Here is an 11613-nt window from a genome sequence, read left to right on the forward strand (position 1 = left end):
TGATGAGAACTCAATTGAGCAGCCTGACCGTTACCCCATTAAGCACCGCCCTGGGCGCCCAGATCAGTGGCGTCGATATCACCCAGCCGCTGAGCGAGGCACATCGCGATGCCATCGAGCAGGCGCTGCTCAGCCACTCGGTGCTGTTCTTCCGGGGCCAAGCAATCACCTCGCAGCAGCAAGCGCGGTTCGCGGCGCACTTCGGCGACCTGCACATCCACCCGATCTACCCCAACGTACCGGAACAGCCGGAAGTGCTGATCCTCGACACCGCCGTCACCGACGTGCGCGACAACGCCGTGTGGCACACCGACGTTACCTTCCTGCCGACTCCGGCCCTGGGCGCGGTACTCAGCGCCAAGCTATTGCCGGCGTTCGGGGGCGATACCTTGTGGGCCAGTGGTATTGCGGCGTACGAAGCCTTGTCCGAGCCATTGAAAGTACTGCTGACTGGACTGACCGCCACCCACGACTTCACCAAGTCCTTCCCGCTGGAGCGCTTCGGCAATAGCGCCGAAGACCTGGCGCGTTGGGAACAAACCCGCCGGAAAAACCCACCGCTGTCGCACCCCGTGGTGCGCACGCATCCGGTGAGCGGGCGTAAGTCGCTGTTTGTCAGTGAAGGCTTCACCACCAAAATCAATGAACTAGAGCCGACTGAAAGCGAGGCGATACTCAAGCTGCTGTTCGCCCACACCACCCGCCCGGAATTCACCATACGCTGGCGCTGGCAGGAAAATGACGTGGCGTTCTGGGATAACCGCGTGACCCAGCATTACGCCGTGGATGACTACCGGCCACAGCGGCGGGTGATGCACCGGGCGACGATTCTTGGGGATGTGCCGTTCTAGTCGCCACACTGAAAACCAAATGTGGGAGGGGGCTTGCTCCCGATGGCGGTGGTTCAGTCAGCTCATCTGTAGCTGACCCACTGCTATCGGGAGCAAGCCCCCTCCCACATTTTTGACCCCGTTGTGTCAGTTATTCAGCAGTGGACGGCTTTTCCCACAGGTTGATCCCGCCTTCCTGCGCAAACCGATCAATCTCCGCCAGTTCCTCAGCACTGAAGCTTAAGTTCTGCAACGCCCCGACGTTCTCGATGATCTGCTCTGGCCGGCTCGCGCCGATCAGCGCGCTGGTCACCCGTGGATCGCGCAATGTCCACGCCAGGGCCAGTTGAGCCAGGCTCTGGCCACGGCGCTTGGCGATTTCGTTCAATGCCCGCACGTGGGCAATGTTGGCCTCGGACAAGTGCTTGGCCTGCAACGAGCCGCCACCGGGGCGATTGACCCGTGCATCAGCCGGTACGCCGTTGAGGTACTTGTCGGTGAGCAAGCCCTGGGCCAGCGGCGTGAAGGCGATCACCCCGGCACCGAGTTCCTCGGTGGTGTCCAGCAGGTCTTTTTCCACCCAGCGGTTGAGCAGGTTGTAGGCCGGTTGGTGGATCAGCAACGGCACTTTCCACTCGTTGAGCAAGGCTGCGATTTCGCGGGTTTTCACCCCGGAATAGGACGAGATACCGATGTACAGCGCCTTGCCTTGTTGCACGGCGGTGGCGAGGGCGCTGGCGGTTTCTTCCAGGGGCGTGTCGGGGTCAAAACGATGGGAGTAGAAAATATCCACGTAGTCGACGCCCAGGCGTTGCAGGCTCTGGTCCAGGCTCGCCAGGATGTATTTGCGCGAGCCACCGCCCTGGCCGTAGGGGCCGGGCCACATGTCCCAACCGGCTTTGCTGGAGATGATCAATTCGTCGCGGTAGTGCTTGAAGTCTTCACGCAGCAACCGACCGAAGTTGATCTCGGCGCTGCCATAGGGCGGGCCGTAGTTGTTGGCCAGGTCGAAGTGGTTGATACCCAGGTCGAACGCCGTGCGCAGCAAAGCGCGCTGGGTGTCGATCGGGGTGCTGTCGCCAAAGTTGTGCCACAGCCCCAGGGACAGTGCCGGCAGCACCAACCCACTGCGGCCTACGCGGCGATAGGGAATAGATTCATAGCGGTTTTCGGCAGCAATGTACGTCATCGAATCCTCTCTGGACTGAGGGTTGAAAGGCCCGGGAATAAGGTTATTCCCAAGCCTTTTAACCCGCTGAATCGCTTAAGTCTGCCTCTTCCTTTTACAGCAAAGACCTACTTGAGAGGAACGGTATCAGCGCACCAAATGCAGGAACTGCAGATGGCGCTCGTACTGGTCGAGGATGTCGTTGATGATCTGCTCCTTGGTATAGCCCACCAGGTCATAGTCCTGGCTACCCTCACTCAAGTGCACCTCCGCACGATAGTAACGGCGGTTGTTGATCTCTTTGGAACCCATGCCACCGCGGGCAAACGACGGCGTGAAATAGCCGCGCATCTGCACCTGGTAGATGAATGGGTGCTCCTCGCCATGGCCGATTTCCAGGCTGACGCTGTCGTTGGAAGGGTCCGGCTGAGTGACTACATTCAGGCCCTTCTCGACAAACACCGCCGTCACTTCTTCGATCGCCGGGCGCACCGTCGATTCAAGGAAGCGATACACCTCATCACGTGACGGGAAATGCACGGCCTGGCTCAAGCGCTGGCGCCAGCCGCCACGGCCTTTGCGTGAAGCCGATATTGGCGCCAGGGAATGCAACTGCGCGATCTGCTTTTGCGACTCCAGGTAAAACGCCTTGTGCAGCCCCCACATCATCAGCAGCAGAATCAGCGAGAACGGCAGCGAGGTCAGCACCACCGCAGACTTCAACGAATCGATACTGCCGGCGAACAGCAGGGCACTGGTCACCAGCGCTGTCATCGCACCCCAGAACACCCGCAGCCACTTCGGCCCGTCTTCATCAGCGTTGCCGCCTTTGGACGACAGGGTGGACAGCACCACCGTGCCTGAGTCCGCCGAGGTCACAAAGAACACAAAGCTGATAAACACCGTGACCGCAATCACCGTCTTGCTCCACGGGTAGGTTTCCAGCAGCAGGTAGAGGCTCATCGACGGGTCATCGATGGCCGACTGGCCCAGCGCGGCCATACCATGGTTGAGCACTTGGTCGATGGCGCTGTTACCGAAGATCGACATCCAAGCCAGGGTGAAGCCCAGCGGGATCAACAACACGCCGAACACGAATTCACGGATGGTGCGGCCACGGGAAATACGGGCGATAAACAGGCCCACGAATGGCGACCATGCGATCCACCAGGCCCAATAGAACACTGTCCAGCCACCCAGCCAGTCGCTCGGTTTGTCGTAGGCGTACACATCGAAACTTTTGGTGGGCAATGCGCCCAGGTAGTCACCGATGTTCTGGATCAGGGTGTTGAGCAGGTGCTGGGTAGGCCCGGCAAACAACACGAACAGCAGCAGCGCACAGGCCAGCAGCATGTTGATGTCGGACATCACCCGCACACCCTTGTCGACCCCGGCCACCGCCACGAGGATCGCCGCGCCCATCATCAGGGTGATCAGGCCCACCTGGATCCACTGGGTGTGGGCAATGCCAAACAGGTAGTCCAGGCCGGAGTTGAGGTGCAGCACGCCAAAGCCCATGTCGGCGCCCAGGCCGAACACCGTGGCGATGATGCCGAAGCCATCCACCGCGTAACCGATGGGGCCATTGATGCGCTTGCCGATCAACGGGTACAGCGCCGAACGCAATGCCAGCGGCAGGTTATGCCGGTAAGCGAAATACGCCAGGGCCATGCCGACAAACGCGAACACGCCCCAGCCGTGCAGGCCCCAGTGCAGGAACAGCACCTGCATGGCCTGGCGCGCCGCATCGGCGTTCATCGCCTCGCCTTGAGGCGGTTGCACCAAGTGCGTCAACGGTTCCGAGACGCAGAAGAAGAACAGCGTGATGCTGATGCCGGCGGCGAACAGCATGCCGGCCCAGGACAGGTAACTGAATTCGGGCTCGTCGTGGTCGGCACCGAGTTTTATCTTGCCGTAGCCCGATAGCGCGGTGACCACCACGAAGACCAGATACAGGGTCATCGCCAGCATGTAGTACCAGCCGACCGTATTCGCCGCCCAGTTTTGCGCCGCCAGCAGCCAGGCGCCGGCCTGTTGCGGGATAGCGATGACGGTAATGCCAAACAGCAGGATAAAAGTCGCGGCAAAGTAGAAAACGGGCGCATTCATGCGCACCAGGCCGCTGGATGGGGTGGACGATGCACTCATGAACGATGCACCCCTGGGGTGTGGGATGTGGCTGTAAATAACGGACTCAGCAAAGGTAAGCCTCCTGTTGTGAGCGGGCAGCGAACCACCGGTTAAACTTGAACGAACGTTCAAGTTAAACATGAATAGGCGGTCTGGGACTAATTGCAGGGCCGAATGGTAGGTGATTTCTACACTAGCTCAAGGATTGGTATGACGGATCTAAATGACAAATCGTTCAGTGATGACATGTGAATTTGAACATGCGATTAAACAATGTGGGAGGGGGCTTGCTCCCGATTACGGTGGGTCAGCTACAGATAAGCTGATTGATCCACCGCTATCGGGAGCAAGCCCCCTCCCACATTGGTTTTGTGTAGTGCCTGAGTGCGCGGTTACTTCTGCGCCCCATCATCATGCTGCAAGTTCGCCTGGGTGATATTCGCCTCAGCCGGCACGCTGCGGGTCAGCCACACATTACCGCCAATTGTCGAGCCCTTGCCGATGGTGATGCGGCCCAGGATCGTTGCCCCAGCATAAATCACCACATCGTCCTCAACGATTGGGTGACGTGGATGGCCTTTCTGCAACTGCCCATCCTCATCCGCCGGAAAGCGCTTGGCGCCCAGTGTCACCGCCTGGTAGATGCGCACCCGCTCGCCGATGATTGCGGTCTCGCCAATCACCACGCCCGTGCCGTGGTCGATAAAGAAGCTCGGGCCGATCTGCGCACCGGGGTGGATATCTATGCCGGTCGCCGAGTGGGCGATTTCCGCGCTGATTCGCGCCAGCAGCGGCAAACCGGCCCGGTATAGATGATGAGCCAGGCGATGGTGGATAACCGCCAGGATGCCCGGGTAGCACAGCAGCACTTCATCCACACTGCGGGCGGCCGGGTCGCCGTGGTAGGCGGCGAGTACGTCGGTGTCCAACAGGCTGCGCAGGGACGGCAGCGCCAGGGCGAAATCCTGGATCAGGCGGATGGCATGGGCGTCCACCCCGCTGTCGTCCTCACCGCCCTGGCGTGCGGCGTAGCGCAACTCCAGGCGGGCCTGGGCGAGCAAGGCATTGAGCGCCACGTCGAGGGTGTGCCCTACATAGAAATCTTCGCTTTCTTCGCGCAGGTCCACCGGGCCCAGGCGCATGGGGAACAGTGCACCGCACAAGGCTTCAAGTATCTGCGCCACCGCCTCGCGCGACGGCAGCTCGCGGCCACCATGCTCGCCGCTCAAGCGTCCGTTGCGCGTTCGCCACTGGTCGCGGGCGCCGCGCAGCTGGCTGACGATGGTCTGCAATTGCCAATGACTGGAACGCTCACTCACGGTATTCACTCCTGACGAAATGGCCATCACTTTACGGTATGCACCGTGGCAGCTCTTAAGAACCAATGGTATGAACATAAGAACTATCCGGCATAAGCGATTGCCGGTTGCCCGATGAAAAGGGCCTGCCTATAGTCCCCCACATCACTCAGTCACCGTGTGTAACCATGATCAAACAACAGCTTGACCGTTTTAACCGTTTGGAACTGCTGGGCGGTGCTACCGCTTTGGAAAAGCTCGAGCGGCTGTCGGCTTGGCTGGGCAGGGACATCTACGTCAAACGCGATGACACCACGCCGCTGGCCATGGGCGGCAACAAGCTGCGCAAACTCGAATACCTGGCGGCTGACGCTATCGCCCAGGGCGCCGACACCCTGATTACCGCCGGCGCGTTGCAGTCGAACCACGTGCGCCAGACCGCCGCGCTCGCCGCCAAGCTTGGCCTGGGATGCGTCGCCCTGCTGGAGAACCCTACCGGCACCGAAGACCCGAACTATCTGGGCAACGGCAACCGCCTGCTGCTGGACCTGTTCGACGCCAAAGTGGAATTGGTGGAAAACCTCGAACAGGCCGATGACCAGCTCAACGCCCTCGCCGCCCTCCTGCGCAGCAATGGCAAGAAACCGTACTTGGTGCCGATCGGCGGCTCCAATGCCCTCGGAGCCTTGGGCTATGTGCGTGCCGGGCTGGAGTTGGCCGCGCAGATTGAAGACAGCGGGATTGAATTCGCCGCCGTGGTACTCGCCTCGGGCAGCGCCGGTACCCACAGTGGCCTGGCCTTGGCGTTAAGCGAAGTGCTGCCGAAGTTGCCGGTGATCGGCATTACCGTGTCGCGCACCGAAGAAGCGCAGTTCCCCAAAGTGCAGGGCCTGGCCGAACGCACTGCCGAGTTGCTCGGTATGGATATGCCTGAAGCCTTCAAGGTGATCCTGTGGGACGAGTATTTCGGCCCCCGTTATGGCGAGCCGAATGCTGGCACCCTCTCCGCGATCAAACTTTTGGCCAGCCAGGAAGGTCTGCTGCTGGACCCTGTTTATACGGGCAAGGCCATGGCCGGGTTGCTGGACGGCATCGGGCGTCAGCGCCTTGAAGAAGGGCCAATCATTTTCCTGCATACCGGTGGGGCGCCGGCGTTGTTTGCCTACGATTCAGCCTTCAATTAAACGGACACAGACCAAAGTGTGGGAGGGTCTCCTTAGTCAAAAATAGAATATGAAATTAATTTTTTATTATTTTCAAGTCTTAAAATCCAGCATTATCATCGCGCCGAAGGCGAAGACGCACACCGCGCTTTAAGGCAGGATACGACTACCGCGTCACCTGCTTCGCTCACCATAAAAACACAGGGGCTCTCCATGACTATTTCTGTATTGCGTCGCACGCTGCTGGTTGGCACATTGGGCCTGGCGCTTGGCGCTGGCTGGCTGGGCCAGGCGGTTGCCGGCGAGCAGTTGGGCAACATCAAGAAGGCCGGCGAGATCAAGATCGGCCTGGAGGGCACCTATCCACCCTTCAGCTTCGTCGATGAAAGCGGCAAGCTCAGCGGGTTCGAGGTGGAGTTGTCCGAAGCCCTGGCCAAAGAGTTGGGCGTCAAGGTCAAGCTGCAAGCGACGCCATGGGACGGGATCCTCGCCGCCCTGGAATCCAAGCGCCTGGATGCCGTGGTCAACCAAGTGACCATCTCCGAAGAGCGCAAGAAGAAGTACGACTTCTCCAAGCCCTATACCGTTTCCGGTATCCAGGCGCTGACCCTGGCGAAGAACGTCGACACCATCAAGACCGCCGCCGACCTGGCCGGCAAGAAAGTCGGCGTGGGCCTGGGCACCAACTACGAACAATGGCTCAAGGACAACCAGCCTAAAGCCATTATCAAGACCTATAACGACGACCCGACCAAGTTCCAGGACCTGCGCATCGGCCGTATTGACGCGATCCTGATTGATCGCCTGGCCGCCCTGGAGTACGCCAAGAAAGCCAAGGACACCGCCGCAGCCGGCGACGCCTTCTCACGTCAGGAATCCGGGATTGCCCTGCGCAAAGGCGAGCCTGAACTGCTCGACGCGGTGAACAAAGCCCTCGACAAGCTGCGCGCCGACGGCACCTTGAAAGCGCTGTCCGAGAAGTATTTCAACGCTGACGTCACCCAATAATGGAAGCAGGCTTTCAACTCGCGCTGGACTCCGCGCCCTTTCTGCTCAAGGGCGCGTACTACACGGTAATCCTCAGCCTTGGCGGGATGTTTTTCGGCTTGATGCTGGGCTTCGGCCTGGCGCTGATGCGCCTGTCGCGCTTCAAATTGCTCAGCTGGACGGCCAGGGTCTACGTGTCGTTCTTTCGCGGCACGCCCTTGCTGGTGCAGCTGTTCCTGATCTACTACGGCTTGCCGCAAGTGGGCATCGAGCTGGATCCGATCCCGGCAGCCATGATCGGCTTTTCGCTGAACATGGCCGCCTACGCCTGTGAAATCCTGCGGGCCGCCATCGCCTCCATCGAGCGTGGCCAATGGGAAGCCGCCGCCAGTATCGGCATGACCCGTGCGCAGACCCTGCGCCGGGCCATCCTGCCGCAGGCCATGCGTACAGCCCTGCCCCCCCTGGGCAACAGCTTTATTTCGCTGGTCAAGGACACCGCGCTGGCCGCCACCATCCAGGTGCCGGAGCTGTTCCGCCAGGCCCAACTGGTGTCGGCGCGTACCTTCGAAATTTTCACCATGTATCTGTCCGCGGCCCTGATCTACTGGATCCTGGCGAGCATCCTGGCGCATCTGCAAAATCGTCTGGAAGACCGGGTCAACCGGCATGACCTGGAGTCTTGAAGCATGATCGTGGTTGAAAAACTGACCAAGCAATTCAACGGTCAGGTGGTGCTCAACGGCATCGACCTGGAGGTCAAGGAAGGCGAAGTAGTCGCCATCATCGGTCCCAGCGGTTCGGGCAAGACCACCTTCCTGCGCTGCCTGAATTTCCTCGAAGAACCCACCAGCGGCCGTATCAAGGTCGGTGACATCGAGATCGACGGCAGCAAGCCGCTCAACCAGCAACAGGGCTTGGTGCGGCGCCTGCGCCAGCATGTGGGCTTCGTGTTCCAGAACTTCAACCTGTTCCCGCACCGCACAGCCCTGGAAAACGTCATCGAAGGGCCGATCGTGGTCAAGAAGATGCCGCGGGAAGCGGCGACCGAATTGGGGCGCAAGCTGCTGGAGCGGGTTGGCCTGGCGGGCAAGGAAGCGTCCTACCCACGGCGGTTGTCCGGCGGCCAGCAACAGCGCGTAGCGATCGCCCGGGCGCTGGCCATGGAGCCAGAGGTGATTCTGTTCGACGAGCCCACTTCGGCCCTTGACCCGGAACTGGTGGGCGAAGTGCTGGCGACCATCCGCAGCCTGGCCGAAGAAAATCGCACCATGGTCATCGTCACCCACGAGATGAGCTTTGCCCGGGATGTGGCCAACCGGGTGATTTTTTTCGACAAGGGCGTGATCGTCGAACAGGGCGAAGCCAAGGCGTTGTTCGCCAACCCCAAGGAAGAGCGCACCCGGCAGTTTCTGAGCAAATTCCTCGCCCACTGACCCACCCCGTGTAGGAGCGAGCTTGCTCGCGAAAAGCGCCCAGACAACTCGGTCAATCTGATTCACCGCGTTGTCGTTGACGTTCTTCGCGAGCAAGCTCGCTCCTACAACGGGTTACCATTCCAGCGCTTAAAATACCCCGCCGTAACGACCTTAAAATCCCCCTCCCCGTCAGACCCTTCTGAATATCTTCAAACCCGCCGTTTAGCCTTTTGCCTCCATTGACGCTCTGCGGCCAACCCTCTTATCTAGCGCCTTGAGGATTGGATCCTATCCCGGCTACTGACTGAATCGTTCCTTTCGAACCGCCTTGCGCCTGTGCGCCGGGGGCTCGGAACGATTGCTGCTGGCTGCATCAAGGAGATTACTGATGACACACACCCAAACCCCGGCCACGCTCACTGCCCCCAAATTGCCCCAGGCGATTGGAAGCGGCATCAGCGCCCTGGCCTCCACGCACTTGCAAGTCGATATTTCACCCTACCCAGGCATGGAAGAAGGCGACCTGATCGAACTGTTCTGGAACAACTGCTTCGCCGCCTCGCGCAAGGTGACCGCTGGCAAGATCGGCACGTTCACCCACCTGTGGGTACCGGAGAGCTTTGTGCAGGACGGCCCCGCGCGCGTCCACTACCAGGTCCTGCAGATCGGCCATGGGCCTATGCGCTCGGCCGCGACCCTGGTGCGGGTCAAGACCAACTACCCCGGCGGCCTGCCCTCGTCTCATCTGAACCACGAAAGGGGTGATGAAAACCAGAACCTCGCCCCCGTCAGCCTGCCTGAAACCATCCGCCGCTACGGCGTCAACAGCTGCCAGGTACGACGCGGCATTCCGCTGACGATCGAGCCTTACTTGAACATGAGCACCGGCGATGCCATCACCCTGCGCTGGGGGGATGTACGCCTGGACCTGCCGAAAATCCAAGCCAGGAACGTAGGCCTGGCAGTACAGGTGTGGGTGCCCTCCCAAGTGATTATCGAAGCGGGCGACGACTGCCGGTTGGAAGTTACCTACTGCATCCTTGATTGCGTCGGTAATAATTCCAGCTGGGCACCCGCCCGCACTTTGCGCATCGCCGCCTGTGCATCAGCAGCAACGACCCGCCCTGCCTTGCCCGCGCCAGGCTATCAACCGCGTCGCTTCGGCTCACCTTGTGAACCGGGGTGACAGCCCTTCTATGCATATTCCTAAAAGTTAGTTTATTTAAAGAATTAACACGCTTAGGGTATATGCACCGGACCACCGGACATTCCTGATTTTTCAGTTTTTATTTCATCGAATGCGAGGTCGGTATGGTCAGAATTACCCCGGTGCATAACGCCAGGGCATTGCGTGCAGCCAAGGAGCGGCGCTGATGTCTAACTTGGCTCTAACACCCACCCAGAGTGATCTGGACGTAGCCCCCCTGCTGTTGCCGGCCACGGTGCTGCGCGACGACGCCCAGGCGCTGAGCGCCGCCCACGAGCTGGCCCAGGCTGCACGCTTGCAGGCCGCCAAGCGCGACCAGCAACGCAAGCTGCCGTGGGCACAGCTCGAACAATTCACCCGCAGCGGCTTGGGCAGTATTTCAATTCCCCGCGAATACGGTGGCCCGCAGGTGTCGTTCGTGACCCTGGCCGAAGTCTTCGCGATCATCAGTGCGGCCGACCCGGCCCTCGGGCAGATTCCGCAGAACCATTTCGGCATCCTGCATGTGTTGCAGAACACCGCCACCGAGCGCCAGAAAAAGCAGCTGTTCCAGAGCGTGCTCGACGGCTGGCGCATCGGCAACGGCGGCCCGGAACGCGGCACCAAAAACACCTTGGAGCTCAAGGCGCGCCTCACGGCCGAAGGTGACGGGTTGGTGGTCAGCGGCCAGAAGTTCTACTCCACCGGCGCGCTGTTTGCCCACTGGGTTGCGATCAAGGCGCTGAACGATGACGGCAAGCAAGTCATGGCGTTCATAAGGCGCGGCAGCGAAGGGCTGCGCATCGTCGATGACTGGTCGGGCTTTGGCCAACGCACCACCGCCAGCGGCACTGTGCTGCTCGACCGGGTGCCGGTGGACCCGGAGCTGGTCATCGACAACTGGCGCCTGGGCGAAAGCCCGAACATCCAGGGTGCCGTGTCGCAGTTGATCCAGGCCGCCATCGACGCCGGCATCGCCCGTGGGGCCCTGGACGACACCATCGCCTTCGTGCGTGAGCGTTCGCGCCCCTGGATCGACGCTAAGGTCGAACGGGCCAGCGACGACCTGTATGTGATCGCCGATATCGGCAAGTTGAAGATCGAACTGCACGCCGCCGAAGCGCTGCTGCGCAAGGCGGGCCAGGTGCTCGACGAGGTCAGCGCCGCGCCAATCACCGCGCAATCTGCTGCGCGCGCGTCAATCGCGGTGGCCGAAGCGAAAGTGCTGACCACTGAAGTGTCGTTGCTGGTCACCGAGAAGCTCTTCGAACTGGCCGGCAGCCGCGCCACCCTCGCCGAATTCAACCTCGACCGTCACTGGCGCAACGCCCGGGTGCACACCCTGCACGACCCGGTGCGCTGGAAGTACCACGCTATCGGTGCCTATCGCTTGAACGGCACTTTACCGGCGCGTCACTCCTGGATTTAACCGA

Annotated in this window: 10 protein-coding genes; 7 read left to right on the forward strand and 3 right to left on the reverse strand. The window is 60.7% G+C overall.

What is annotated here, in order from left to right:
• Positions 1–2 precede the first annotated feature (2 nt).
• A complete protein-coding gene (tauD, locus tag ASD70_RS19680; RefSeq protein WP_056847218.1) occupies positions 3–851 on the forward strand; it encodes a taurine dioxygenase in 849 nt (282 codons plus the stop codon).
• 130 nt (positions 852–981) lie between these two features.
• Here the strand turns inward: tauD and mgrA are convergent, their stop codons facing one another.
• The 3 genes from mgrA to epsC form a co-directional block, all read right to left on the reverse strand.
• A complete protein-coding gene (gene mgrA / locus ASD70_RS19685; RefSeq protein WP_056847219.1) occupies positions 982–2019 on the reverse strand; it encodes an L-glyceraldehyde 3-phosphate reductase in 1038 nt (345 codons plus the stop codon).
• 126 nt (positions 2020–2145) lie between these two features.
• Positions 2146–4107, reverse strand: coding sequence for a choline transporter BetT (betT, locus tag ASD70_RS19690; RefSeq protein WP_162252758.1), 1962 nt, complete (start codon positions 4105–4107; stop codon positions 2146–2148).
• Between the two features lie 413 nt (positions 4108–4520).
• Positions 4521–5447, reverse strand: a complete 927-nt coding sequence (epsC, locus tag ASD70_RS19695; protein WP_046070411.1) for a serine O-acetyltransferase EpsC — start codon at positions 5445–5447, stop codon at positions 4521–4523.
• Positions 5448–5614: 167 nt separating this feature from the next.
• Here epsC and ASD70_RS19700 point away from each other — a divergent pair, with 167 nt between their 5' ends.
• The 6 genes from ASD70_RS19700 (at position 5615) to ASD70_RS19725 (ending at position 11609) form a co-directional block, all read left to right on the forward strand.
• The gene (locus ASD70_RS19700) at positions 5615–6610 is read left to right on the forward strand and encodes a D-cysteine desulfhydrase (protein ID WP_046070410.1); all 996 of its coding nucleotides are present in this window, start codon (positions 5615–5617) and stop codon (positions 6608–6610) included.
• Positions 6611–6802: 192 nt separating this feature from the next.
• Complete coding sequence (tcyJ, locus tag ASD70_RS19705; RefSeq protein ID WP_046070409.1) at positions 6803–7597, forward strand: cystine ABC transporter substrate-binding protein; 795 nt, start codon at positions 6803–6805, stop codon at positions 7595–7597.
• Entirely contained in the window at positions 7597–8262 is a 666-nt protein-coding gene (gene tcyL / locus ASD70_RS19710; RefSeq protein ID WP_056847221.1) for a cystine ABC transporter permease, read from the forward strand. The genes tcyJ and tcyL overlap by 1 nt, the downstream gene beginning before the upstream one ends.
• Before the next feature lie 3 nt (positions 8263–8265).
• The gene (gene tcyN / locus ASD70_RS19715; protein WP_046070408.1) at positions 8266–9012 is read left to right on the forward strand and encodes an L-cystine ABC transporter ATP-binding protein TcyN; all 747 of its coding nucleotides are present in this window, start codon (positions 8266–8268) and stop codon (positions 9010–9012) included.
• A gap of 370 nt (positions 9013–9382) precedes the next feature.
• Positions 9383–10180 (forward strand): hypothetical protein, encoded by a 798-nt coding sequence (locus ASD70_RS19720; protein ID WP_056847222.1) that lies wholly within the window; start codon positions 9383–9385, stop codon positions 10178–10180.
• A gap of 187 nt (positions 10181–10367) precedes the next feature.
• Entirely contained in the window at positions 10368–11609 is a 1242-nt protein-coding gene (locus ASD70_RS19725; RefSeq protein WP_046070406.1) for an SfnB family sulfur acquisition oxidoreductase, read from the forward strand.
• Positions 11610–11613 lie beyond the last annotated feature (4 nt).

Source organism: Pseudomonas sp. Root569 (assembly GCF_001427465.1).
In the GTDB taxonomy this organism is placed as follows: domain Bacteria; phylum Pseudomonadota; class Gammaproteobacteria; order Pseudomonadales; family Pseudomonadaceae; genus Aquipseudomonas; species Aquipseudomonas synxantha.